This is a genomic window from Microbacterium sp. NPDC077391 (assembly GCF_040686955.1).
In the GTDB taxonomy this organism is placed as follows: domain Bacteria; phylum Actinomycetota; class Actinomycetes; order Actinomycetales; family Microbacteriaceae; genus Microbacterium; species Microbacterium commune.
This window is the reverse complement of record NZ_JBFBMI010000002.1, coordinates 86572-109973: the sequence shown is the minus strand read 5'-3', so window position 1 is coordinate 109973 and position 23402 is coordinate 86572. Positions and strand designations below refer to the sequence as shown.

22 protein-coding genes, 2 tRNA genes and 1 pseudogene are annotated in these 23402 nt (G+C 69.3%); 4 read left to right on the top strand and 21 right to left on the bottom strand.

Features of this window, described 5'->3' with window-relative positions; genetic code table 11:
* Positions 1-69: 69 nt before the first annotated feature.
* Genes AB0O65_RS05820 through AB0O65_RS05805 form a run of 4 tightly spaced genes read right to left on the bottom strand, consistent with a single transcriptional unit; the run spans position 70 to position 4949 of the window.
* On the bottom strand, positions 70-1554 hold the full coding sequence (locus AB0O65_RS05820; RefSeq protein WP_363383614.1) for an ABC transporter ATP-binding protein: 1485 nt from the start codon (positions 1552-1554) through the stop codon (positions 70-72).
* Positions 1551-2360: an ABC transporter permease gene (locus AB0O65_RS05815; protein WP_191713295.1), complete on the bottom strand. Its 810-nt coding sequence runs from the start codon at positions 2358-2360 to the stop codon at positions 1551-1553. The genes AB0O65_RS05820 and AB0O65_RS05815 overlap by 4 nt, the downstream gene beginning before the upstream one ends.
* Entirely contained in the window at positions 2357-3322 is a 966-nt protein-coding gene (locus AB0O65_RS05810; protein WP_363383611.1) for an ABC transporter permease, read from the bottom strand. The genes AB0O65_RS05815 and AB0O65_RS05810 overlap by 4 nt, the downstream gene beginning before the upstream one ends.
* A gap of 1 nt (position 3323) precedes the next feature.
* A complete protein-coding gene (locus tag AB0O65_RS05805) occupies positions 3324-4949 on the bottom strand; it encodes an ABC transporter substrate-binding protein (RefSeq protein WP_363383609.1) in 1626 nt (541 codons plus the stop codon).
* A 162-nt stretch (positions 4950-5111) separates the two neighbouring features.
* On the opposite strand from AB0O65_RS05805, the gene valS reads away from it, so the two are divergent.
* A complete protein-coding gene (gene valS, locus AB0O65_RS05800) occupies positions 5112-7685 on the top strand; it encodes a valine--tRNA ligase (RefSeq protein WP_363383607.1) in 2574 nt (857 codons plus the stop codon).
* A complete protein-coding gene (locus AB0O65_RS05795) occupies positions 7685-7900 on the top strand; it encodes a hypothetical protein (protein ID WP_313478287.1) in 216 nt (71 codons plus the stop codon). The genes valS and AB0O65_RS05795 overlap by 1 nt, the downstream gene beginning before the upstream one ends.
* 22 nt (positions 7901-7922) lie before the next feature.
* On the opposite strand, the gene AB0O65_RS05790 is transcribed toward AB0O65_RS05795, so the two are convergent.
* From AB0O65_RS05790 to tdh, 4 genes are all read right to left on the bottom strand, one after another.
* Positions 7923-8144 (bottom strand): hypothetical protein, encoded by a 222-nt coding sequence (locus AB0O65_RS05790; RefSeq protein WP_071643114.1) that lies wholly within the window; start codon positions 8142-8144, stop codon positions 7923-7925.
* Between the two features lie 2 nt (positions 8145-8146).
* Positions 8147-8758 carry a helix-turn-helix domain-containing protein gene (locus tag AB0O65_RS05785; protein WP_071643112.1) on the bottom strand — a complete coding sequence of 204 codons (612 nt, stop codon included), beginning with the start codon at positions 8756-8758 and terminating at the stop codon, positions 8147-8149.
* Positions 8759-8843: 85 nt separating this feature from the next.
* Complete coding sequence (locus tag AB0O65_RS05780; RefSeq protein WP_313478282.1) at positions 8844-10022, bottom strand: glycine C-acetyltransferase; 1179 nt, start codon at positions 10020-10022, stop codon at positions 8844-8846.
* 37 nt (positions 10023-10059) lie between these two features.
* Positions 10060-11103: an L-threonine 3-dehydrogenase gene (tdh, locus tag AB0O65_RS05775; protein WP_313478819.1), complete on the bottom strand. Its 1044-nt coding sequence runs from the start codon at positions 11101-11103 to the stop codon at positions 10060-10062.
* Positions 11104-11191: 88 nt separating this feature from the next.
* Between tdh and AB0O65_RS05770 the strand changes: the two genes are divergently transcribed.
* A complete protein-coding gene (locus AB0O65_RS05770; RefSeq protein ID WP_071643108.1) occupies positions 11192-12100 on the top strand; it encodes a LysR family transcriptional regulator in 909 nt (302 codons plus the stop codon).
* Between the two features lie 118 nt (positions 12101-12218).
* Here AB0O65_RS05770 and clpX read toward each other — a convergent pair whose 3' ends face one another.
* The 6 genes and pseudogenes from clpX to AB0O65_RS05740 all read right to left on the bottom strand — a co-directional run bounded on the left by clpX (position 12219) and on the right by AB0O65_RS05740 (position 17454).
* Entirely contained in the window at positions 12219-13487 is a 1269-nt protein-coding gene (gene clpX / locus AB0O65_RS05765; RefSeq protein ID WP_071643106.1) for an ATP-dependent Clp protease ATP-binding subunit ClpX, read from the bottom strand.
* A 104-nt stretch (positions 13488-13591) separates the two neighbouring features.
* Positions 13592-14254, bottom strand: coding sequence for a deoxyribose-phosphate aldolase (deoC, locus tag AB0O65_RS05760; RefSeq protein ID WP_256221069.1), 663 nt, complete (start codon positions 14252-14254; stop codon positions 13592-13594).
* Between the two features lie 111 nt (positions 14255-14365).
* On the bottom strand, positions 14366-15007 hold the full coding sequence (locus tag AB0O65_RS05755; RefSeq protein WP_071643104.1) for an ATP-dependent Clp protease proteolytic subunit: 642 nt from the start codon (positions 15005-15007) through the stop codon (positions 14366-14368).
* A 15-nt stretch (positions 15008-15022) separates the two neighbouring features.
* Positions 15023-15619 (bottom strand): annotated as a pseudogene (locus AB0O65_RS05750) (ATP-dependent Clp protease proteolytic subunit); the annotation flags it as partial.
* 196 nt (positions 15620-15815) lie between these two features.
* Positions 15816-17318 (bottom strand): trigger factor, encoded by a 1503-nt coding sequence (tig, locus tag AB0O65_RS05745; protein WP_313478279.1) that lies wholly within the window; start codon positions 17316-17318, stop codon positions 15816-15818.
* Between the two features lie 59 nt (positions 17319-17377).
* A tRNA-Pro gene (locus AB0O65_RS05740) sits at positions 17378-17454 on the bottom strand.
* A 129-nt stretch (positions 17455-17583) separates the two neighbouring features.
* Between AB0O65_RS05740 and AB0O65_RS05735 the strand changes: the two genes are divergently transcribed.
* Positions 17584-17654: transfer RNA gene (locus AB0O65_RS05735), tRNA-Gly, on the top strand.
* Positions 17655-17800: 146 nt separating this feature from the next.
* On the opposite strand, the gene AB0O65_RS05730 is transcribed toward AB0O65_RS05735, so the two are convergent.
* From AB0O65_RS05730 to whiA, 7 genes are all read right to left on the bottom strand, one after another.
* Positions 17801-18157 carry an RNA polymerase-binding protein RbpA gene (locus AB0O65_RS05730; RefSeq protein ID WP_071643098.1) on the bottom strand — a complete coding sequence of 119 codons (357 nt, stop codon included), beginning with the start codon at positions 18155-18157 and terminating at the stop codon, positions 17801-17803.
* Positions 18157-18405 (bottom strand): preprotein translocase subunit SecG, encoded by a 249-nt coding sequence (gene secG / locus AB0O65_RS05725; RefSeq protein ID WP_363383602.1) that lies wholly within the window; start codon positions 18403-18405, stop codon positions 18157-18159. The genes AB0O65_RS05730 and secG overlap by 1 nt, the downstream gene beginning before the upstream one ends.
* A gap of 80 nt (positions 18406-18485) precedes the next feature.
* Positions 18486-19298 (bottom strand): triose-phosphate isomerase, encoded by an 813-nt coding sequence (gene tpiA, locus AB0O65_RS05720; RefSeq protein WP_071643094.1) that lies wholly within the window; start codon positions 19296-19298, stop codon positions 18486-18488.
* On the bottom strand, positions 19289-20503 hold the full coding sequence (locus tag AB0O65_RS05715) for a phosphoglycerate kinase (RefSeq protein ID WP_071643092.1): 1215 nt from the start codon (positions 20501-20503) through the stop codon (positions 19289-19291). Before AB0O65_RS05715 ends, tpiA begins: the two co-directional genes overlap by 10 nt.
* Before the next feature lie 3 nt (positions 20504-20506).
* A complete protein-coding gene (gene gap / locus AB0O65_RS05710) occupies positions 20507-21517 on the bottom strand; it encodes a type I glyceraldehyde-3-phosphate dehydrogenase (protein WP_071643090.1) in 1011 nt (336 codons plus the stop codon).
* Between the two features lie 100 nt (positions 21518-21617).
* Positions 21618-22244: a superoxide dismutase gene (locus AB0O65_RS05705; protein ID WP_071643088.1), complete on the bottom strand. Its 627-nt coding sequence runs from the start codon at positions 22242-22244 to the stop codon at positions 21618-21620.
* Positions 22245-22400: 156 nt separating this feature from the next.
* Positions 22401-23393, bottom strand: a complete 993-nt coding sequence (gene whiA, locus AB0O65_RS05700) for a DNA-binding protein WhiA (RefSeq protein ID WP_191713284.1) — start codon at positions 23391-23393, stop codon at positions 22401-22403.
* Positions 23394-23402 lie beyond the last annotated feature (9 nt).

Below are 23402 nucleotides of genomic sequence, written 5' to 3'. Positions count from 1 at the left end.
CTTCGTCGTCGCTGTTGCGCCCCACCATAGCGAACCTGGTGTTTTGCTGTGAGAGGACGCGCCCCCGGGTCAGAGACCGGCCGCGATCAGCTCGCGCGTGAACGGATGCCGCGGGGCCGCGAACACGTCTGCGACCGCACCCTGCTCGACGATGGCCCCGTCGCGCATGACGAGCACGTCGTCGCACACCGCGGCGATCACGGCGAGATCGTGCGAGACGAACACCATGGTCAGCTGCCGCTCGCTCTGCAGCCGGGCGAGAAGCTCGAGCACCCGGGCTCGCACGGTGGGGTCGAGAGCTGAGACGGGCTCGTCGAGCACGAGCACCTGAGGTTCGGCGGCGAGCGCCCGGGCGATCGCCGCGCGCTGGCGCTGTCCGCCGGAGACCTCCCGCGGCCGGCGCATGCTCAGCTCCTCGTCCAGGCCGACCTCTGCGAGCAGGGACGCGACGGCTCGGGGGCGCTCGCCACGCGGAACACCCGCTGCCTGCAGCGCTTCGGCGATCGATCGTCCGATCGTCCAGCGCGGGTCGAACGCGCCGAGCGGGTTCTGATGCACGAGCTGAATCCGCTGCGGGCTCGCCCACCGGATCTCGCCCTGATCGGGGCGTTCGACCCCGATCAGCATCCGGGCCAACGTCGTCTTCCCCGAGCCCGATTCTCCGACGACGCCCAGCGTGCGCCCGCTGTGCAGGGTGAACGACGCGTCGACGACGGCGGGCCGATCGAACCGCTTCGACACATCCCGCACCTGCAGCAGCACGTCGCTCCGCGCGCCGGTCACCGCGTGTCGTCGAGGCGTGCTCGCGTCGACGAGAGCCTGCGTGTACGCGTCGCGGGGTGAGGACATCACCTCCGCGACCGGTCCGCGTTCGACGATGCGCCCCTCGCGCATCACCAGCACCCGGTCGGCGACCCTCCGCACCGCCGCGAAGTCGTGGCTGATGAAGAGCACCGCGCGTCCCTCGTCGGCGATCGAGCGCAGCAACGTGAGGATGCGCGCCTGCACGGTGGCATCCAGCGCTGTGGTCGCCTCGTCGGCGACCAGCACAGCCGGGTCCGCGGCGAGCGCGGACGCGATCAGGGCACGCTGGCGCATCCCGCCGGACAGCTCGTGCGGGCGGTCACGTGCCCGACACTCCGGGTCGGGCAGGGCGACGGATGCCAGCAGCTGGACGACGTGCTCCTCCCGGCGTCCGCGGTGCAGGCCATGGATCTGCATCGGCTCGGCGACCTCGCGTCCGATCCGGCGCAGCGGGTCGAGCGCGGCCAGGGCCTCCTGCGAGATCAGCGCGATTCGCCGGCCGCGCACCGACCGCCAGCCGGACTCGCTCAGGCCTGCGGTGTCGGCGCCGTCGATCCGCAGCTCGTCGGCAGTCATGCGAGCGCCGTCCGGCAGCATCCCCAGCAGCGCGCGGGCGGTGAGCGACTTGCCGGCGCCGGACTCGCCGACGATGGCCACGCACTCCCCGGCGGCCACATCGAGGTCGATCCCGTCGACGACGGTACGTCCGTCGATCGCGATGCGCAGCCCTCGTACGTGCACCGCGCTCATGCGCGCCTCCCTTCGGCCCTGGCGCGGAGGGTGCGGCCGACCACGGTCGCGCTGATCACGGTGAGCGTGATCGCGAGGCCGGGGAACACCGAGATCCACCAGGCGCGTCCCAGCACGTTGCGCCCGCCCGAGAGCATGAGCCCCCACTCCGGATCCGGCTCCGCCGGCCCGAGTCCGAGGAAGCTGAGCCCGGCGGCGGCCAGAATGCTCGAGCCGATGCCGATGGTGGCGAGCACGCTCAGCGAACCGAGCACCCCGGGCGCGACGTGGCGGGTGAAGGTGCGCACCGGGCCGACCCCGAGGATGCGCGCCGCCTCGACGTGCTCGGCGATGCGCAGCGTGCGGGTCTGCGTTCGGGCGAGACGGATGTACACCGGGACGGCCGCGATCGTCACCGCGACGGCGACGTTCGTCGCGCCGGGTCCGAGCACCGCGACCACGATCAGCGCGACGAGGAACTCGGGGAAGGCGAGCAGGATGTCGGTGACGCGCATCGCCACGGCATCCACCACCCGCGGCGAGACACCCGAGAGCGATCCGAGCAGGAGCCCGGCGACCACGGCGAGCACGGTGGCCAGCAGTCCGATGCCGACCGAGCGACCTGCGCCGTGCACGACGCGGGAGAACACGTCGCGCCCCGACTGGTCGGTGCCGAACAGGTGCGCCGGTCCCGGCGCCTCGAGCGCCGAGCGCACGTCGGTGCGCAGCGGGTCGTGGGTCGCGAGCAGATCGGGGAAGACGGCGGCGAGCGCGACCACGGCAAGGAACGCCACGGCGCAGGTCAGTCCCACCCGTCGCGCGATCATCGGCGCTCCTCGATGGGCGGCGCCTCGAACACGGCCGGCCGCGCGCGCAGCCGCGGGTCGATGACCGGGTGCAGCAGCTCCACGATCACGTTGACGACGACGAACACCAGCGCGCTGAGCATGATCACCCCGGCCACGACCGGCAGGTCGCGGTCGACGATGGCGGTCAGCGTCACCCGGCCGAGCCCCGGCCGCGCGAAGACGGTCTCGACGAGCACCGCCCCGCCGAGCAGCGATCCGATCAGATATGCGGCGAGGGTGAGCGCGCCCGCGGCCCCGTGGCGCAGCGAGTGCCGCAGCACGAGGCGGGCCGGACCGGCGCCGCGGGAGCGGACGGTCTCGGCGAACGGCTGCCGCTCCGCCTCGTCGATGCCGTCGCGCAGCACCTGACTGATCAGCGCCGACACCGGAAGGGCGAGGGTGAGGGCGGGCAGCACGACAGTGGCGGGGCTGCGGGTGCCCGCCACCGGGAACCAGCCCAGGCCGAAGGCGAACACGGCCAGCAGCAGGATCCCGATCCAGAACACCGGCGACGACAGCACGATCAGCTCCCCCGCGACCACCACCGCCCGCGCCGGTCCGCGACGTGCGAGCAGCGCCACGGCGAGCGCGACGACCACTGCGATCAGCAGCGCCACCGTGGTCAGCTGCAGGGTGGCGCCGAGCTGCCGCCCGATGACCTCGGTCACGGGCATCCGGAGCTGATACGACGTGCCCAGGTCTCCTCGCAGCAGTCCGCCGATGTACGAGAGGTACTGCTCGAGCGCGGGACGATCGAGGCCGAGCTCGGCCCGCACGGCTGCCTTCACCGCCTCGCTCACCTTCGCCTGCGGGCCGAGCATCACCGAGACCGCATCGCCGGGGATGACCCGGAACGCCAGGAACGCGAGCGTCGCCGCACCCCACAGCACGAGGACGGCGGACGCCGCGATCCCCGCGAGCCGGATGAGGACGCGCCGCACGTCAGCGGCTGACGCTCGCGTCGTAGAACAGCGGGCGTCCGTACAGGTCGTACACCAGCCCCTGCACGTTCGATGCGGACCCGGTGATCAGAGACGAGACGTACAGCGGCACGATCGCGACGTGCTCGGCGTTCCACTGCTGCAGTTCGGTGTAGATCTCGGCGCGCTCGCCGGTGTCGGAGGTGGACAGGCCCCGCTCCAGCAGGTCGTCGACGGCGGGGTCGCTCACCTGCGATGCGTTCTGGAAGCCGTCGGTGCCGAGGTGGCTGCGCAGCAGGTCGGCATCGACACCCGAGAAGTCCCAGTCGGTGATGTCGTAGGTCTTCGGGCCGTACTGCTCGTTGTAGGCGGCCGGCTCCAGCTTCTCCCGCACGATCTCGAAGCCGACGTCCTTCAGGTCGGACTGGATGGCGTTGGCGAGCGCGGTGCGGTCGTCGGAGATCGGCGTCCAGGCGATCCAGCGGGCCGAGAGCCGCTCGCCGTCCTTCATCCGGATGCCGTCGGCGCCGCGCTCGGTCCAGCCGGCCTCATCGAGCAGGGCGTTCGCCCTGTCGGCGTCGAAGGCCCAGGTGCCTTCGAGCGACGCGTCGTAGCCGGGGGTGGTCGGACCGAGGATGCTCCAGGCGCGGGGGAACTCGCCGAAGAAGATCTCCTCGACGGCCGCGTCGATGTCGATGGCCAGCGAGAACGCCTGGCGCACCTTCTGGTCGGCGAAGACGCCGTGCTTCTCGTTGAGGAACAGCGAGTACGGCAGACCCGGGTACTCCTTCGCGGTGACGGCGATGTCGTCGCCGAGGTCGGCGACGACATTCGGCGGCAGCTGGGTCGCGACGTCCGCCTCGCCGGAGGAGAGCACGCCGGCGCGGACGGATGCCTCGGGCAGCAGCTCCACGCGCAGGGTCTGGATCTTCGGCGCCTGGGCGCCGTCGGGCCCCCAGGCGTAGTCGTCGTTGCGGGTGTAGACGATCTCCTGATCGGCGGTGTACTCGCTGAGCACGAACGGGCCGGTGCCGACGGTGACGTCGGGTCCGCCCGCCGCGAGCTGGTCGGCGGACGTCTCGAGCACCTTCGGCGACCAGAAGCCGAGCTGCGCGGTGCTCGCCGCCTGCAGGAAGGGCGCGTACGGCTGGGTGAAGCTGACCTCGACGGTGTGCTCGCCGGTGACCTCGGTGCCCGCGTACAGCTCGCCGCCGAGCATGCTCGCCGCCTGTGCGGACTTCGTCGCCGGGTCGACGATGCGATCGAAGTTGGCCTTCACCGCGGCGGCGTCGAACGGCGTGCCGTCCGAGAAGGTGACGTCGTCACGCAGGTCGAAGGTGTATGTCCTCCCGTCGTCGGAGACCTCCCAGCTCTTCGCGAGCCACGGGGAGAACGACCCGTCGGCCTCCTGGAAGACGAGCGAGTCGAGCACCTGACGCTGCACCATGCCCGACACGTCGAGCTGACTGGTCTGCGGGTCCATGTGGCCGGCCGACAGGTTGGCGCCCTCGATGGCCCAGACGAGCTCGGCGTCGGCGTCGCCCCCGCTGCCGCCATCGGCGGGGCCCGCGCAGGCGCTCAGCACAAGAGCGGATGCGGTGGCAAGGACGGCCAGGGGCAGAAGTCGGCGCGCGGGACGAGACGGCATTCGGAACCTCGATGAGTGCAGGGAGGGGGAACGCTCCATCCTATCGGTGATTGTTGGACGCGGTCGATCTAGGAGTGGCCGTGGGGCGACCGGTAGACTCGCGGCACAACCCACACTCAGGCACGCTCACACAGTGCCGCACACATCGCTCGAGGAGACTCCATGTCCAGCATCCCTGACAAGCCCGCGCTCGAAGGCCTCGAAGCGAAGTGGGGTGAGCGGTGGTCCGAGGAGGGCACGTTCCTCTTCGACCGCGCCCTGGCCACGGCATCCGGACGCGACAGCGTCTACTCGATCGACACTCCCCCGCCGACGGCCTCCGGAAGCCTGCACATCGGTCACGTGTTCTCCTACACGCACACCGATATCAAGGCCCGCTTCGAGCGCATGCGCGGCAAGAACGTGTTCTACCCGATGGGCTGGGACGACAACGGCCTGCCCACCGAACGCCGCGTGCAGAACTACTACGGCGTGCGCTGCGATCCCACGCTGCCCTACGACCCCGACTTCACGCCTCCGTTCGAGGGCGGCGACAACAAGTCGTCCCGCGCAGCCGACCAGCAGCCGATCAGCCGCCGCAACTTCATCGAGCTGTGCGAGAAGCTGACCGTCGAGGACGAGAAGCAGTTCGAGGCGCTGTTCCGCCAGCTCGGCCTCAGCGTCGACTGGACGCAGACCTACCGCACGATCTCCGACGACACGATCCGCCAGAGCCAGCTCGCCTTCCTGCGCGGACTCGAGCGCGGCGAGGCCTACCAGTCGATGGCGCCCACCCTGTGGGACATCGACTTCCGTTCGGCGATCGCCCAGGCAGAGCTCGAGGACCGCGAGCAGCAGGCCGCGTACCACCGCGTCGCGTTCCACAAGACCGACGGGTCCGGTGACATCGAGATCCAGACGACCCGTCCCGAGCTGCTGCCGGCGTGCGTGGCCCTGGTCGCGCACCCCGACGACGAGCGCTACCAGCCCTACTTCGGCAAGACCGTGCGCACCCCGATCTTCGACGTCGAGGTGCCCGTTCTCGCCCACCACCTCGCCCAGCCCGACAAGGGCTCGGGTATCGCCATGATCTGCACCTTCGGCGACGTGACCGACATCATCTGGTGGCGCGAGCTCGACCTGCCCAACCGCACCATCCTGGGCAAGGACGGCCGGGTGCTCGCCGACGCTCCCGACGCGATCACGTCGGATGCCGGCCGCGCTGCGTACGCCGAACTCGCGGGCAAGACGGTGTTCAGCGCGCGCAAGAGCGTCGTCGAGCAGCTGCAGGCCTCGGGAGACCTGCTCGAGGTCGGCAAGCCCTTCAGCCACGCGGTGAAGTTCTTCGAGAAGGGCGATCGTCCGCTCGAGATCGTCTCGACGCGCCAGTGGTACATCCGCAACGGCGCCCGCGACGAGCAGCTGCGCGAGCAGCTGCTCGAGAACGGACGCGAGCTTCGGTGGCATCCCGACTTCATGCGCGTGCGGTACGAGAACTGGGTCGGCGGGCTGACCGGCGACTGGCTCATCTCGCGCCAGCGCTTCTTCGGCGTGCCGATCCCGGTCTGGTACGCCCTCGACGAGAACGGCGAGCGCGACTACGAGCGCGTGCTGACCCCGTCGCCGGCGACCCTGCCCATCGACCCCACCACGGACGTGCCCGAGGGGTACACCGAGGATCAGCGCGGCGTGCCCGGCGGGTTCGACGCCGAAGCCGACATCTTCGACACCTGGGCCACCTCGTCGCTCACCCCGCAGCTGGCCGGCGGCTGGCAGCGCGACGAGGAGCTGTGGAACGCGGTCGCCCCGTTCGACCTGCGCCCGCAGGGCCAGGACATCATCCGCACCTGGCTGTTCTCGACCATGCTGCGCTCGACGCTCGAAGACCAGCGCTCGCCGTGGCGCAACGCGGCCATCAGCGGCTTCATCGTCGACCCCGACCGCAAGAAGATGTCGAAGTCGAAGGGCAACGTCGTCACGCCGGCAGACATCCTTTCCACGCACGGCTCCGACGCCGTGCGCTACTGGTCGGCGTCCAGCCGCCTCGGCATGGATGCGGCCTTCGACCCGCAGAACCCCACGCAGGTGAAGATCGGGCGGCGGCTCGCGATCAAGATCCTCAACGCGGCGAAGTTCGTGCTGTCGTTCCCCGTGCCCGAGGGCGCAGAGGTCACGCACGCCCTGGACGCATCGATGCTCACCGCCCTCGATCAGGTCGTGCGTGAGGCGACCAGAGCGTACGAGAACTACGACCAGGCCAAGGCGCTCGAGATCACCGAGGCGTTCTTCTGGACGTTCTGCGACGACTATCTGGAGCTCGTCAAGGAGCGCGCGTACGACCAGACCGACGTCAAGCAGGCCTCGGCGGCGCTCGCGCTGCGCCTGGCACTGTCGACGCTGCTGCGCCTGCTCGCCCCGATCGTGTCGTTCGCGACCGAGGAGGCGTGGTCGTGGTTCGAGGAGGGCTCGATCCACACGGCGACCTGGCCGGAGCCGCTCGGCATCGACGGCGACCCTGCGGTGCTCGCGACGGCGAGTGAGGCCCTGATCGGCATCCGACGGGCGAAGACCGAGGCGAAGGCCTCGCAGAAGACCCCGGTCGCGACCGCGACCATCTCGGCTCCGGCGGCGAAGATCGACGCGCTGCGCGCCGCGGCCGACGACCTGCGCGCGGTGGGCCGGATCGCCGAGCTGGAGTTCGCCGAGGCCGACGAGCTCGCGGTCACCGCGATCGAGCTGGCACCGATGGAGGGCTGATGCAGCTGGGCACGCGCTGGGCGACGGGGGCTGAGCCGCCGGCCTCCGTCCCCGCCTCCCTGCGTCCGGCCATCGCCGAGATCGAGGCTCGCGGGCTGAGCGGCGACTGGACACTCACCTGGCTCGAGGGTCGGCCGATCGCTGAGCTGGATGCCGGGTGGGAGGTCGTGCTCACCGCATCCGGCGAGGTTCTCGCCCGGCCTTTCCAGGACTGAACCCCGGCGCATCGGAGGGCGTTCAGGGCCGGGGCCTGGATCCGATCGCGAGCAGGGCGATGTCGAGCGCTCGCGGATCCTGCCGCCTGGCGTGCTGCTCGCGCAGCAGGTCGAGCGCGAGCTCGCGGCGCTCGGCGCGCCGTGCGATGCGGCGTTCGACGTAGCGGGCCAGGGCGATCGAGAGCCGCTGCAGGGCGCGCTCCACCGCGGTGGGCGTGGCGAGACGAAGAGTCGCGCTGGTCATGGTCACTCCTGTTCGGGAGTCCTGCGGCGCGGCGCCGCAGGAAGGTCGAAGACCTCGGCGCGCAGGGTCACGCGCCGGGTACCTGGCTGGGCCTCCTGCCCGCGGTAGCGCTCGATGGCGGCATCCACCACGGCGCTGAGCTCGTTCTTGAGCTCCGTCATCTGCTCGGCGGTGATGTCGAGCATCGTCGTCATGACCAGGCCGGCGTCCTGCCACCCCTCGGGCTGATCGGACTCCGGCCGGTTGATGTACTCCATCAGAGTCTGGTGACGCAGACGCAGGAACTCGGTGGTGACGATCTGGGCTGCCGCGCGGTTCGACGGCGACATCGCCTCTGCCGGGCCGGGCATGTTGATGCGTCCCTTGGGCCGCTCCCACCAGCGCTCACGCGCCGTGCCGCGGTCCGGCACCTCCCGGATGAGATCGTGGGCTGCCAGGGCGCGCAGGTGATAGCTGGTCGCCCCGGAGGTCTCGCCGATCAGCGCCGCGAGACTGCTGGCGGTCTGCGGACCCCGCTCGCTGAGGAGATCGTAGATCCGCACGCGCATCGGATGCGCGAGCGCCTTCAGCGCGCTCGGCTCGAGAGTGCGGCCGTAGGTATCGTTCGCGGTCATGAATGCAAAGATATCCTTGCAAACATCCCTTTGCAAGTATTTCTTTGCACCTGCTCCCGGCCGGTCGTGCTCTCCGCGGGTCAGGTCAGCTCACGGCCTCCCGAGCCGCGACGAAGGCCGCCACGCAGCGCTCCACCTGCTCCTGTGTGTGCGCTGCCGAGAGCTGCACGCGGATGCGCGCGTGGCCGCGCGGCACCACCGGGAAGCTGAATGCCGTCACGTACACACCCTGGCGCTGCATCTCGTCGGCGATGCGCGCGGTGAGCGCGGCGTCTCCGAACATCACGGGCACGATCGGATGCTCGCCGGCCAGCAGCTCGAACCCCTCCTCGGCCATGCGCCGACGGAACAGCTCCGCGTTCTCGCGGAGGCGAGACCTCAGATCGGCCGAGCTCTCGACCAGGTCGAGCGCGGTCAGCGTGCCGGCGACGATCGACGGCGCCAGGGTGTTCGAGAAGAGATAGGGCCGGGAGCGCTGGCGCAGCAGCGCGACGATGTCGCGGTGTGCGGCGACGTAACCGCCCGAGGCGCCACCGAGGGCCTTGCCGAACGTGCCGGTGTAGATGTCGACGCGATCGGACACGCCGCACAGCTCGGGCGTGCCGCGTCCGCTCTCCCCCACGAAGCCGACGGCGTGCGAGTCGTCGACGAACACGAGCGCGTCGTAGCGTTCCGCCAGGTCGCAGATCTCGCGCAGCGGCGCGATGTAGCCGTCCATCGAGAAGACCCCGTCCGTGACGATGACGCGGAATCGGGCATCCGCCGCGGCCTTCAGCTGCTCCTCGAGATCAGCCATGTCGCGGTTGCGGTAGCGCAGACGACGCGCCTTCGACAGACGGATGCCGTCGATGATCGACGCGTGGTTCAGCTCGTCGGAGATGATCGCATCCTCGGCCGAGAACAGGGTCTCGAACACGCCGCCGTTCGCATCGAAGCAGGAGGAGTACAGGATCGCGTCGTCCGTGCCGAGGAAGGCGGCGAGGCGCTTCTCGAGTTCGAGGTGCTGCTCCTGCGTGCCGCAGATGAAGCGCACACTGGCGAGACCGTAGCCCCACTCGTCGAGCGCCCGGTGAGCGGAGTCCAGGATGCGCTGGTCGTCGGCGAGACCGAGGTAGTTGTTGGCGCAGAAGTTGAGCACCTCCGTGCCGCCCGTGACGATCTGCGCCTTCTGAGGTCCGCGGATGCCGCGCTCCCGCTTGGTGAGGCCCGCCTCTTCGATGCCCGCGAGCTCGGCCTGCAGGTGATCCTTGAATGTCGCGTACATCACAGCTCCTTACAGTTCGGTTCTCACAGCCCGGTTCTCACAGCTCGGTCCAGTCGAGGATGATCTTCCCCGTGCCTGCCGACTCGGCGGCGGCGAATCCACGCTCCCAGTCGCGCGCGGGGATGACATCCGCGATCACGCGGGTGATCGATTCGCGCAGGGTGGCACTGGTCTGCAGCATGGCCCCCATCGCGTTCCAGGTCTCGAACATCTCTCGCCCGTAGACGCCCTTGATCGTGAGCATGTGGGTGACGAGTTTGCTCCAGTCGATGTCGAAGCCGGCGCTGGGCAGCCCCAGCATGGCGATCTGTCCGCCGTGGTTCATGTTGTCGATCATCGCCGGGAGCGCCGCGGGCGCACCGCTCATCTCGAAGCCGATGTCGAAGCCCTCGCGCAGCCCGAGCGCGCGCTGCGCCTCGCGGATGTCCTGCGTCGAGACGTCGACGACGGCGTCAGCCCCCATCTGCCTCGCCATCTCGAGTCGCGGGATGCTGACGTCGGTGGCGACGATGAATCGCGCGCCGGCATGTCGGGCGACGGCGATCGACATCAGGCCGATGGGCCCGCACCCGGTGACCAGCACGTCCTCGCCGATCACGCGGTACATCAGCGCGGTGTGCACGGCATTGCCGAGCGGGTCGAAGATCGCGCCGAGCTCGGGGGTCACGTCGTCGTGATGCACCCACACGTTCGTGGCGGGGAGGGAGAGGTACTCGGCGAAGGCGCCGTCGCGCTGCAGGCCGAGCCCGACGGTGCGGATGCACATCTGCCGGCGCCCTGCGCGGCAGTTGCGGCAGGTGCCGCAGACGATGTGTCCTTCACCCGAGACACGGTCGCCGACGGCGATGTCGTGCACCATGTCGCCGACGTCGACGACTTCGCCGTAGAACTCGTGCCCGGGGATCAGCGGCGTCTGGATCGCCGACGCAGCCCACTCGTCCCAGCGGTGGATGTGCAGGTCGGTGCCGCAGATCCCAGTGCGCAGCACGCGGATGACGACCTCGCCGGCGCCGGCCGCAGGGTCCGGCCTGTCGACGAGCTCGAAGCCGGCGCGTGGTGCGCTCTTGAACAGTGCCTTCATGGTCTCGATCTCACCGCATCCGCCGTTGTAGAGCAACGCTCTCTTTCTGCATAGTGAATCAAGCTGCACTGAAAGATACGATCGAGGGGTGGAGCTTCACCAGCTGCAGATCCTGCGAGAACTCGGCGCCCTCGGCAGCGTGACGGCCGTCGCCGATGCGCTGCACGTGACGCCGTCGGCCGTCTCCCAGCAGCTCGCCGCCCTGCAGCGCGGCGTGCGCACCCCGCTCACCCGGCGACACGGTCGCACCCTCGCGCTCACCGCCGCCGGGCGGGTGCTCGCCGAGGCCGGGGCGGAGGCGCTGGACGCGATGGCCGCCGCCCGCGGCGCGCTGGACGCGTTCGAGCAGGATTCCGCCGGAGTGGTCACCGTGAGCGGCTTCCACAGCGCGGGGCAGGCACTGTTCGGTGCCCTGCTGCGCGACCTCGCCGGGAGCGACGATTCACCGACCGTGCAGCTGACCGATGAGGACGTCGCGCAGAGTGAGTTCCCCGCGCTCACCGCCCGCTACGACCTCGTGCTCGCGCACCGGATGGAGCACTCCGAGCCCTGGCCGTCGCAGGGTGTGCGCAGCCTCACCCTTGTCCGCGAGCCGCTCGACGTCGCGGTCGCCGCGTCGCACCCGCTCGCCGCGCGCCGCGCCGTGACTCCCGCCGACGTCGCCGGAGAGCGCTGGGTGACCAGTCGGATCGGCTACTCCCCCGATGACGTGCTGCGCGCGATCGCGGCCGTCGCGAACATCGCACCGCGCGTGCAGCACCGTGTCAACGACTACGCCACCGTCGCGGCGACCATCGCGGCGGGCGACGCCGTGGGCATGCTGCCCCGATACACCTCGCGCAGCGTCGACGATCGTGAGATCGTGCGCATCCCGCTGCTGGGCGTGAGCACGCACCGCCTCATCGACGTGCTGGCGCGCCCCGAGACACTGCGCCGCCGCAGTGTGCGGCTGGTCGTCGACGGACTCGAGCGCGTGATGAGTCGCCTCAGCGGGTGAACGCGCTCATCCGGTCAACTCGGGCGTGCGGCGCCCCGTCCCGCTCTGCCATCCGCGCGTGAGCCACGCGAGCGGATGGCAGGGGTGAACCGCTCGCGCTGCGCGGTCGCCCGGCGAATCAGGCGCTCTTGCGCTTGCGCGAGAGAACGACCGTGGGCGGCGCGCCCTCGTCGACCGCGGCCTTGGTGACCACGACCTTCGACACGTCCTCTGCCGACGGGATCTCGAACATGATCGGCCCGAGCACGTCCTCGAGGATCGCACGAAGGCCGCGGGCGCCGGTCTTGCGCAGCACCGCGAGGTCGGCGATGGAACGCAGCGCGTCCTCCTCGAACTCGAGCTGCACGCCGTCGATCTCGAACATCCGCTGATACTGCTTCACGAGCGCATTGCGGGGACCGGTGAGGATGTCGATCAGGGCGTCCTGGTCGAGCGGCGACACCGAGGTCACGACGGGCAGGCGCCCGATGAACTCGGGGATGAGCCCGAACTTGTGCAGATCCTCCGGCAGCACCTCGCTGAACAGATCGAGGTCCTTGCCCTTGTCGTGCAGCGGAGCGCCGAACCCGACGCCGTGCTTGCCCACGCGGGCCGAGATGATCTCCTCCAGCCCGGCGAACGCTCCCGCGACGATGAACAGCACGTTCGTCGTGTCGATCTGCAGGAACTCCTGGTGCGGGTGCTTGCGCCCACCCTGCGGCGGCACCGACGCGACGGTGCCCTCGAGGATCTTCAGCAGCGCCTGCTGCACGCCCTCACCCGACACGTCCCTGGTGATGGAGGGGTTCTCGGCCTTGCGGGCGATCTTGTCGATCTCGTCGATGTAGATGATGCCGGTCTCGGCGCGCTTGGTGTCGTAGTCGGCCGCCTGCAGCAGCTTGAGCAGGATGTTCTCGACATCCTCGCCCACGTAGCCGGCCTCGGTCAGCGCCGTCGCATCGGCCACGGCGAAGGGCACGTTCAGCCGCTTGGCGAGCGTCTGGGCGAGATAGGTCTTGCCGCAGCCGGTCGGACCGAGCATGAGGATGTTGCTCTTGGCGACCTCGACCTCTTCCGCCTTCTGCTCGGCGGACTGGATGGTGCCGCGGGCGCGGACGCGCTTGTAGTGGTTGTAGACCGCTACAGCGAGCGAGCGCTTCGCGGCATCCTGACCGACCACGTACTCCTCGAGGAACGAGAAGATCTCACGAGGCTTCGGCAGCTCGAAGTCGGCGACCGGGCCGCTGCCGGCCTCGGCCATGCGCTCTTCGATGATCTCGTTGCACAGCTCGACGCACTCGTCGCAGATGTACACACCGGGGCCGGCGATGAGCTGCTGGACCTGCTTCTGACTCTTCCCACAGAAAGAGCATTTGAACAGATCAGCGCTTTCACCGATGCGTGCCATGCGCGTCCTCCTCGAGCATTCGGCCAGGCAGGGTCCTGATGCCGTCAATCGAGCCTAACCGCAGGCACCGACAGAGGGCGGCATTGGAGTCGGTCACGTGAGAGTCAGTACCCCGCCGCAGCCTCGGCTCCCTCGAGGATCGCGCGCGACGACGACAGGCCGAGGCGCGTCGCGCCCGCCTCGATCATCTGCTGGGCATCGGCGGCCGTGCGGATGCCTCCGGATGCCTTGACCTCGAGCCGGTCTCCGACGGTCTGCTTCATCAGCGACACGGCGTGCACGCTGGCACCGCCGGACGGGTGGAAGCCCGTGGACGTCTTCACGAAGTCGGCGCCCGCCTCCTCGGCGGCCCGGCACACGGCCACGATGGCCTCGTCGCTCAGCGCGGCGGACTCGATGATGACCTTCAGCACGACGGGGCGGGGAGCCGCGTCGCGCACGGCGCGGATGTCGGCCTCGACGTCGGCGTAGCGTCCTTCGATCGCCGCGCCGATGTCGATGACCATGTCGAGCTCGTCCGCACCCTCGGCCACGGCCAGAGCCGCCTCGGCGGCCTTGATCGACGAGTGGTGCTTGCCACTGGGGAACCCGATGACGACCGCGAGCTTCAGCTCGCCCGGCAGGTCGACGGGCAGCGCGGACGGCGAAAGGCACACACTGTAGGTACCGAGGTCGGCGGCCTCGGCGATCGCCGCGGCGATGTCGGCGCTCGTAGCCTCGGGCTTGAGCAGCGTGTGGTCGATGTGCCGGGCGAGGGGTGCGGACACGAGGGCCTCCAGGTCGGAATGGTGGGAACTCCAGCGTACTCGCGGCGACGAGCGCCCGAGCACGCAAGAACGGCCCGGACGAATGCCCGGGCCGTTCGTCGTGACGACGGGTCAGCTGCGCTTGCGCGAGGTGAGCACCTGGTCGACGATGCCGTACTCGAGGGCCTCGTTCGCCGACAGGATCTTGTCGCGATCGATGTCGCGGTTGACCTGCTCGACCGCCTTGCCGGTGTGCCGCGACATGGTCTCCTCGAGCCAGGTGCGCATGCGCAGGATCTCGGCGGCCTGGATCTCGATGTCGGATGCCTGGCCGTGGCCCGCCTCGCCCATCGCGGGCTGGTGCATGAGCACGCGGGCGTTCGGCAGCGCGAGCCGCTTGCCGGGGGCGCCGGCCGCGAGCAGGACGGATGCCGCCGAGGCGGCCTGTCCGAGCACCACGGTCTGGATGTGCGGCGCGACGTACTGCATGGTGTCGTAGATCGCCGTCATCGCGGTGAACGAGCCACCGGGCGAGTTGATGTACATGGTGATGTCGCGCTCGGCATCCTGGCTCTCGAGAACCAGCAGCTGGGCCATCACGTCATCAGCCGACGCGTCGTCGACCTGCACGCCGAGGAAGATCACGCGGTCCTCGAAGAGCTTGTTGTACGGGTCCTGGCGCTTGAAGCCGTAGGCGGTGCGCTCCTCGAACTGCGGGAGCACGTAACGGCTGGAGGGCAGGTTTCCGGCAGCGCGGAAGGTGGGGGTGTGCATGTGTGTGTTCCTTCCTTACTGGTCTGCGCCGGTGCCGCCGCCGCCGGTGACGTCGCTGGCGTGCTCGCGGATGTGGTCGACGAAGCCGTACTCGAGGGCCTCGTCTGCGGTGAACCAGCGGTCGCGGTCGCCGTCGGCGTTGATCTGCTCCACCGTCTTTCCGGTCTGACCGGCGGTGATCTCCGCAAGTCGACGCTTCATCGACAGGATCAGCTGAGCCTGCGTCTGGATGTCGCTCGCCGTGCCGCCGAAGCCGCCGTGCGGCTGGTGCAGCAGCACACGCGCGTTCGGGGTGATGTAGCGCTTGCCCTTCGTGCCGCTGGTGAGCAGCAGCTGGCCCATCGACGCGGCCATGCCGATGCCGACGGTGACGATGTCGTTCGGCACGAACTGCATGGTGTCGTAGATCGCCATGCCCGCGGTGATCGACCCGCCGGGAGAGTTGATGTAGAGGTAGATGTCCTTCTCCGAGTCCTCGGCGGCGAGAAGGAGGATCTTCGCGCAGATCTCGTTCGCGTTCTCGTCGCGCACCTCAGAGCCCAGCCAGATGATGCGGTCCTTGAGCAGTCTGTCGAAGACGCTCGTCGCCATCAGGGGTTCAGCCATGTCAGCTCCTGCTTCCGTGTGTCGGTGATTCGAATCTACCGGCGGCGGCGCGCGTGCCCGGCCGTGTTCGCCGTCGGCATATCAGCGTGGCGGGGCGGCATCCATCCCCCGCCGCCCGTCCGCGGCCAACGCCCCGTCGCCTCTCCTGATACGACGAGGGGCGGATGCCGCAGCATCCGCCCCTCGTTCGATCATGCGAGGATCACTCGGCCTTCTCGGCCTCGTCCTTCGCGGCGGCCTTCTTGGCCGGAGCCTTCTTCGCAGCCGGCTTTTTGGCGGCGGGCTTGTCAGCGTCCGCCTCGTCGGCGGCGTCCTTCTTCGCGGGAGCCTTCTTCTTCGCGGGAGCCTTCTTGACCGGCTTCTCGTCGGCGGCAGGCTTCTCGTCGGCGGCGCCAGCCTCCTCGGTCTCAGCGTCGTCCTCGTCCTCGGCGTCGCCGATGAACTCGGACAGGTCGACCTTCTTGCCGTTGCTGTCGACGATGTTCACCTTGCCGAGGGTCGCGGCCAGTGCCTTGTTGCGGGCGACCTCGCCGACGAGCGCGGGCAGCTGACCGGCGCCCTGCAGCGCCTCGACGAACTCCTGCGGAGCCATGCCGTACTGCGCGGCCGACTGGATGAGGTACTGGCTGAGCTCCTCCTGCGAGACCTGCACGTTCGCGTTCTCGGCGATCGTGTCGAGCAGCACCTGCGTGCGGAACTGCTTCTCGCTGGCCTCGGCCACCTCGGCACGGTGCTCGTCGTCCTCGAGGCGGTTCTCGTTCTCGAGGTGCGCGTGCACCTCGTCCTCGATGAGCTGGGCCGGAACGGGGATCTCGACCTGCTCGAGCAGCGTCTCGATGAGCTGGTCGCGAGCGGCGGCCCCCTGGGTGAAGACGCCCTGCTGTGCGACGCGCTCGGCGAGGCTGTCGCGCAGCTCGGCGACGGTGTCGAACTCCGACGCCATCTGAGCGAAGTCGTCGTCGGCCTCGGGCAGCTCGCGCTCCTTGACAGCCTTGAGCGTGACCGACACCTCGGCCTGCTCGCCGGCGTGGTCGCCGCCCACGAGAGTCGAGCGGAAGGTCGTCTCCTCGCCCGCGGTGAGCGAGTCGAGCGCCTCGTCGATGCCCTCGAGCAGCTCGCCGGAGCCGATCTCGTACGACACGCCTTCGGCGCGGTCGATCTCGGTGCCGTCGATGGTGGCGACGAGGTCGAGCTCGACGAAGTCGCCCGTGGCCGCCGGGCGGTCGACGGGGATCAGGGTGCCGAAGCGCGCGCGCAGGCTGTCGAGCTCGGCGTCGATCGCCGCCTCGTCGGCCTCGACGGCGTCGACGGTCAGCGTGATGTCCGAGAGCTCGGGAAGCTCGATCTCGGGGCGCACGTCGACCTCGATGTCGACGAGCAGGTCACCCGAGAAGTCCTTCTCGTTCGGCCACTGCGTGATGTCGGCGGCGGGACGTCCGACCACGCGGACGTTGTGCTCGGCGGCCGCCTCGCGGAAGAAGCCGTCGAGGGCCTCGTTCACGGCGTGCTCGATGACGGCGCCGCGGCCGACACGCTGGTCGATGATCGGAGCGGGGACCTTGCCCTTGCGGAAACCGGGGATCTGCACGTCCTGAGCGATGTGCTCGTAGGCGTGCGCGATGCTCGGCTTGAGGTCCTCAGGGGTGACCGTGATGGTGAGCTTGACCCGGGTCGGGGACAGCTTCTCGACGGTGCTGTTGGCCATGCTGGTGTGTCTCCTTGTGGTTTCCGCGTTGACGACGCGGTCGTGAAGTCTTCGGGCTGTGGTCGGGGCGACAGGATTTGAACCTGCGACCTCCCGCTCCCAAAGCGGGCGCTCTACCAAGCTGAGCTACGCCCCGGCTTGAACCCGCGCACACGGGAACGGCCCTGACGAGTCTAACGGACAGAACACGTCGCTCCGTCCGCTATGCTTTACGAGGTGCTCCGCTCGGCGGGGCGCCATGAGGGCGAGACACCGCCGGAATTCCGGGGATGTAGCTTAATGGTAAAGCCTTAGTCTTCCAAACTAATGACGCGGGTTCGATTCCCGTCATCCCCTCTCCTGACGAAGGCCCCCACCGCGAGGTGGGGGCCTTCTCGCATGCCGGGGCGTTCCCGGCATCCGACTCGATCGCCGGCCCGCATAGAGCCCGAGACGCGAAGAACCCCCGGAGTCGCAGACTCCGGGGGTTCCTCGTGTGGTTCTCAGTTGCCGCCGCGGCGCTCGCGCAGCTGCGTGAGCGCGTCCTCGAGAAGCTGCTCGGCCTCTTCGTCGGTGCGGCGCTCCTTCACGTACGCGAGGTGCGTCTTGTACGGCTCGGGCTTGGCGAGCATCGGCGGGTTCTGCCGGTCGCGACCCGCGGGCAGCCCGCTCTGCGGGTGGTCGATGGTCTCGGGGATCTCGTCGTCGGGGAGCCCCGCCGCGAAATAGCGGACGGTCTCGTTGCCGAGTCCGTCCCAGTAGGACACGGCGATGCGGTCGGCGTGGTAGCCGTGGTCCTGCTCGCCCATGGGACCCGAGCCGACACGTGTGCCGCGGATCGCGTTTCCTCCGGTAGCCATCAGATCACCTGGAACTTCGCGATGAGACCGAGCGCGACGATCGAGATGAACCAGATCAGGGCGAGCACGATCGTGAATCGGTTGAGGTTGCGCTCGGCGAGACCGGATGAGCCGACAGCGGCCGACATCCCCCCGCCGAACATGTCGGACAGGCCGCCACCGCGGCCCTTGTGAAGAAGAATGAGGAGCGTCAGCAGCACACTGGTCACGCCAGTGAGCACCTGCAGAACGAACTCGAGAACCTGCACGAGGAAAGCCTTTCGCCGGGGCCGGAATGCCCGTCTAGCGGTCAATTATAGGACGAGGCGCTCGCGCGCCCCGTCCCGACTCACACGCCGACGTGCTTCTGGAAGCGAACGATCGCCGCGAACTCGTCGACGACGAGGCTCGCGCCACCCACCAGCGCACCGTCCACATCCGGCTCGCGCATGAAGCTGGCGATGTTGCCCGATTTGACCGATCCGCCGTACAGCACGCGGGTGCGCGCGGCGGCATCCTCGTCGAGCACCTTCGCGAGCACGCCGCGCAGGGCGGCGCAGACGTCCTGCGCCTGAGCCGGAGTCGCCGCCTGGCCCGAGCCGATGGCCCAGACCGGCTCGTACGCCACGACGATGTCGGCCGACGCCGGCACACCCTCGAGCGCCTTCTCCAGCTGGCCGGCCGGCACCGCGCTGGCACCGAACTTCTCGAGATCCTCGGCGGTCTCGCCGACGCAGATCACCGGGACGAGACCGTGCTTCAGCGCGGCCTTCACCTTCGCGTTGACGACCGCGTCGTCCTCCCGGTGGTACTCGCGACGCTCGGAGTGACCGATGATCACGTAGCCGACGTTGAGCTTGGACAGGAATGCGCCCGACACCTCTCCGGTGTAGGCCCCGGAGTCGTGCGCCGAGAGGTCCTGCGCACCGAGCGCGAACGGGATCTTGTCGGCGTCGATGAGGGTCTGCACGCTGCGGATGTCGGTGAACGGCGGGAAGACAGCCACCTCGACGGAGTCGCCCTCGTGCCCGGCGTCCTTCAGCGTCCAGTGCAGCTTCTGCACGGTCGCGACGGCCTGGAGGTGATCGAGGTTCATCTTCCAGTTGCCCGCGATGAGCGGTGTGCGGCGGTTCTGCGCGCTTGTCACAGGGTTCACTCCCATCCGAGGACCGTGAGGCCCGGTAGCTTCTTGCCCTCGAGGAACTCGAGGCTGGCGCCTCCGCCCGTCGAGATGTGACCGAACTGGTCGTCCGAGAATCCGAGCTGGCGCACGGCCGCGGCGGAGTCGCCGCCGCCCACGACGCCCAGGCCGTCGACCTCGGTGAGGGCCTGCGCGACGGCCTTGGTGCCCGCGGCGAAGGCCGGGAATTCGAACACGCCCATCGGCCCGTTCCAGAAGACGGTCGCGGACGATCGCACGGCATCGGCGAACGCCGCGGCCGTGTCGGGTCCGATGTCGAGGCCGATTCCGGATGCCCCGAACGAGCTCTGCTCGATGGCATCCGCCGGAACCGTCTCGTGGTCGGCGTCGGCGGCGAATCCGGACGCCACCACGACGTCGGTCGGCAGCACGAGTTCGACGCCGCGCTCCTTCGCCTCGGAGATGTAGCCGCGCACGGTCTCGAGCTGGTCCTTCTCGAGCAGGCTCGAGGCCACGGCGTGGCCCTCCGCGGCGAGGAAGGTGAAGAGCATCCCGCCTCCGACGAGCAGACGGTCGACACGCGGCAGCAGGTGCGAGATCACGCCGAGCTTGTCGCTCACCTTCGATCCGCCGAGCACCACGGTGTACGGGCGCTCGGGGTTCTCGGTGAGCCGGTCGAGCACGTCCAGCTCGGCGGCGATCAGCAGGCCCGCCGCGGACGGCAGCAGCTCGGCCAGGTCGTAGACGCTGGCCTGCTTGCGGTGCACGACGCCGAACCCGTCCGAGACGAGGGCGTCGCCCAGCTCGGCGAGCTGCCCGGCGAACGCCGCGCGGGTGGCGTCGTCCTTTGAAGTCTCGCCGGGGTTGAACCGCAGGTTCTCGAGGACGGCGATCGCGCCGTCCTCGAGGCCTGCGACGGTGTCCCGCGCGGAGTCGCCCACCGTGTCCGTCGCGAAGGCGACCGGCGCGTCGAGCAGCTCGGACAGTCGCTGCGCGACCGGCTCGAGGCTGTACTGGGGATCGGGAGCGCCGTCGGGGCGCCCCAGGTGGGAGCACACGATCACGCGCGCGCCGGCATCGGTGAGGGCCTCGAGCGTGGGCAGTGACGCCCTGACGCGACCGTCATCGGCGATCACGCCGTCCTTCAGCGGGACGTTCAGATCGCAGCGGACGATGACCCGCCTGCCCGACAGCGACCCCAGTGACTCGAGAGTGCGCAGCGCCATGGTTCAGAGACGCTCGGCGACGTACTCGGTGAGGTCGACGAGGCGGTTGGAGTAGCCCCACTCGTTGTCGTACCAGCTGGACACCTTGACGAGGTTGCCGCTGACGTTGGTCAGCTCCGCGTCGAAGATCGACGAGTGCGGGTTCAGCTGGATGTCGCTCGAGACGATCGGGTCCTCGGTGTACTCCAGGATGCCCTGCAGACGACCGTCGGCTGCGGCCTCACGGTATGCGGCGTTGATCTCGTCGACGGTCAGGCCGTCGCGCTCGGCGATGATGGTGAGGTCGACGATCGAGCCGGTGGGAACCGGAACGCGGTACGACGAGCCGCTGAGCTTGCCGTTGAGCTCGGGGAGCACGAGGCCGATGGCCTTGGCGGCACCCGTCGACGCCGGCACGATGTTGATCGCTGCACCGCGGGCACGGCGCAGGTCGCTGTGCGGGCCGTCCTGCAGGTTCTGGTCTGCGGTGTACGCGTGCGCGGTCATCATGAACCCGCGCTCGATGCCGAACTTGTCGTTGAACACCTTGGCGAGCGGCGCGAGGCAGTTGGTGGTGCACGAGGCGTTGGAGATGACGTTCATCGTGGCGGAGTCGTAGGTGTCCTCGTTCACGCCCATCACGAAGGTGCCGTCGACGTCGGTGCCGGGCGCCGAGATGATGACCTTCTTGGCGCCGCCGGCGATGTGCTTCGAGGCGTCGGCGGCCTTGGTGAACCGGCCGGTGGACTCGATCACGATGTCGACCCCGAGCTCGCCCCACGGCAGCGCTGCCGGGTCCCGCTCCTCGAACACCTTGATGTCCTTGCCGCCGACGGTGATCACGTCGCCCTGGTGCGAGACCTCGACGCCGAGCGGACCGCCGACCGAGTCGTACTTGAGGAGGTGCGCCAGTGCGGCGTTGTCGGTGAGGTCGTTGACCGCGACGATCTCGATGTCAGCGTTCTGTGCGAGCGCCGCACGAAGGAAGTTACGTCCGATACGACCGAAGCCGTTGATACCGATCTTGACAGACACGAAAGTCTCCTGGTTCTTACTCGGGGAAATGCGTATTTCTTGCGGAATGCGCGGACAACGGCGTCCTAATGGGCCAGACGCCCATTAGGACGCCGGTCTTTTACGACAGTACCAGCAGACCGGAGGTCTTCTCGCGCGCGATCTCGAAGCGTGACGAGACGTTCTCCCAGTTGGCGATGTTCCACGCCGCCTTGATGTAGTCGGCCTTCACGTTGAGGTAGTCGAGGTAGAAGGCGTGCTCCCACATGTCGAGCTGGAACAGCGGGATGGTGCCCTGCGCGGTGTTGCCCTGCTGGTCGAAGAGCTGCTGGATGATCAGGCGAGCGCCGATCGGGTCCCAGCTGAGCACCGCCCAGCCCGAGCCCTGGATGCCCGCCGCGGCGGCGGCGAAGTGCGCCTGGAACTTCTCGAACGAGCCGAAGAACTCGTCGATCGCCGCCTTGAGCTCACCTTCCGGCTGTCCGCCGCCCTCGGGCGAGAGGTTGGTCCAGAAGATGGAGTGGTTGACGTGACCGCCGAGGTTGAACGCGAGGTCCTTCTCGAGCTTGTTCACGTTGGCGAGGTTGCCGCTCTCGCGGGCCTCGGCCAGGCCGTCCAGCGCGGCGTTCGCACCGGTGACATAGGCGGCGTGGTGCTTGTCATGGTGCAGTTCCATGATCTTGCCGCTGATGTGCGGTTCCAGTGCCGCGAAGTCGTAGGGAAGGTCGGGGAGCGTGTAGGTCGCCATGTCGATTTCATCCAATCCGCGCCGCGCCACGGCGCTTGCCGATCCTCTGCGACGCCGAAGTGCCTCGCAGAGCAGACGTTTTTCATCCTACTGACGACAACGCCACCGGCGGCCGGATGTTCCGAATGCCGGATCCGGCGCGCCCTCCGGTCGGCCTCAGCCGTCGAGACCGGCGGGCACTGCGGCCTCGGTGCCCGGGATGCCCTCCTGCTGGGCGCGCTTGTCCGCCATGGCGAGCAGCCGGCGGATGCGCCCCGCGACGGCGTCCTTGGTGAGCGGCGGGTCGGCGTGGTGTCCGAGCTCGTCGAGGCTCGCGTCGCGGTGCGCGAGCCGGAGGCTTCCGGCGGTGCGCAGGTGCTCGGGCACGTCGTCGCCCAGGATCTCCAGCGCGCGCTCCACACGAGCGCACGCGGCCACAGCGGCCTGCGCCGACCGACGCAGGTTCGCGTCATCGAAGTTGACCAGGCGGTTCACGCCGGCGCGCACCTCGCGACGCTGACGCATCTCCTCCCAGGCGATCGCCGTGCGGCGGGCGCCCATGGCGGTGAGGATGGCACGGATCGCCTCGCCCTCGCGCACGACCACGCGGGGCAGGCCGCGCACCTCACGGGCCTTCGCCGCGACGCCCAGACGGTGGGCGGCCCCGACGAGCGCCATCGCGGCTTCACCGGACGGGCACGAGATCTCCAGCATGGCTGACCGACCGGGTTCGCTGAGGGATCCGGATGCCAGGAACGCACCGCGCCAGATCCCCGCGAGCTCCTCCGGTGAGCCGGTGGTGAGGCGGTTGGGCAGGCCGCGCACCGGGCGACGTCGCGCGTCGAGCAGACCGGTCTGGCGCGCCAGGGTCTCCCCCGCGGCGATGACCCGGACCGCCCAGCGGGCACCGCTCGGGGCGCCACCGGAGGTCGCGACGCTGGCCTTGACCTGTGCGATCTCCGGACGCACGCCGTAGATCTCGGCGAGATCGCGGCTGACACGACGGGCCAGCAGCTCGGCATCCACCTCGGCCTCGACCGCGACACGACCGGCGATCGAGTGCAGACCGCCGGCGAAACGCAGGATGGTCGTCACCTCGGCGACGCGCACCGCCGGGGGCGCGTTCCGCACGCTGACGAGCTCGGCCTTGACGTCGGTGGTTAGTGCCACGGGACTCCT

What these genes read in the sequence shown, in the direction of transcription:
- AB0O65_RS05715 (WP_071643092.1), bottom strand. Translation starts at nt 20,503, where the DNA reads ATGGCGCTGCGCACTCTCGAGTCACTGGGGTCGCTGTCGGGCAGGCGG.
- tdh (WP_313478819.1), bottom strand. Translation starts at nt 11,103, where the DNA reads ATGAAGGCACTGTTCAAGAGCGCACCACGCGCCGGCTTCGAGCTCGTC.
- AB0O65_RS05785 (WP_071643112.1), bottom strand. Translation starts at nt 8,758, where the DNA reads ATGACCGCGAACGATACCTACGGCCGCACTCTCGAGCCGAGCGCGCTG.
- AB0O65_RS05790 (WP_071643114.1), bottom strand. Translation starts at nt 8,144, where the DNA reads ATGACCAGCGCGACTCTTCGTCTCGCCACGCCCACCGCGGTGGAGCGC.
- AB0O65_RS05780 (WP_313478282.1), bottom strand. Translation starts at nt 10,022, where the DNA reads ATGTACGCGACATTCAAGGATCACCTGCAGGCCGAGCTCGCGGGCATC.
- clpX (WP_071643106.1), bottom strand. Translation starts at nt 13,487, where the DNA reads ATGGCACGCATCGGTGAAAGCGCTGATCTGTTCAAATGCTCTTTCTGT.
- AB0O65_RS05705 (WP_071643088.1), bottom strand. Translation starts at nt 22,244, where the DNA reads ATGGCGACCTACACGCTCCCCGACCTTCCCTACGACTTCGCGGCACTG.
- AB0O65_RS05820 (WP_363383614.1), bottom strand. Translation starts at nt 1,554, where the DNA reads ATGAGCGCGGTGCACGTACGAGGGCTGCGCATCGCGATCGACGGACGT.
- tig (WP_313478279.1), bottom strand. Translation starts at nt 17,318, where the DNA reads ATGGCCAACAGCACCGTCGAGAAGCTGTCCCCGACCCGGGTCAAGCTC.
- AB0O65_RS05805 (WP_363383609.1), bottom strand. Translation starts at nt 4,949, where the DNA reads ATGCCGTCTCGTCCCGCGCGCCGACTTCTGCCCCTGGCCGTCCTTGCC.
- tpiA (WP_071643094.1), bottom strand. Translation starts at nt 19,298, where the DNA reads ATGGGAGTGAACCCTGTGACAAGCGCGCAGAACCGCCGCACACCGCTC.
- AB0O65_RS05730 (WP_071643098.1), bottom strand. Translation starts at nt 18,157, where the DNA reads ATGGCTACCGGAGGAAACGCGATCCGCGGCACACGTGTCGGCTCGGGT.
- AB0O65_RS05815 (WP_191713295.1), bottom strand. Translation starts at nt 2,360, where the DNA reads ATGATCGCGCGACGGGTGGGACTGACCTGCGCCGTGGCGTTCCTTGCC.
- valS (WP_363383607.1), top strand. Translation starts at nt 5,112, where the DNA reads ATGTCCAGCATCCCTGACAAGCCCGCGCTCGAAGGCCTCGAAGCGAAG.
- AB0O65_RS05795 (WP_313478287.1), top strand. Translation starts at nt 7,685, where the DNA reads ATGCAGCTGGGCACGCGCTGGGCGACGGGGGCTGAGCCGCCGGCCTCC.
- AB0O65_RS05755 (WP_071643104.1), bottom strand. Translation starts at nt 15,007, where the DNA reads ATGCACACCCCCACCTTCCGCGCTGCCGGAAACCTGCCCTCCAGCCGT.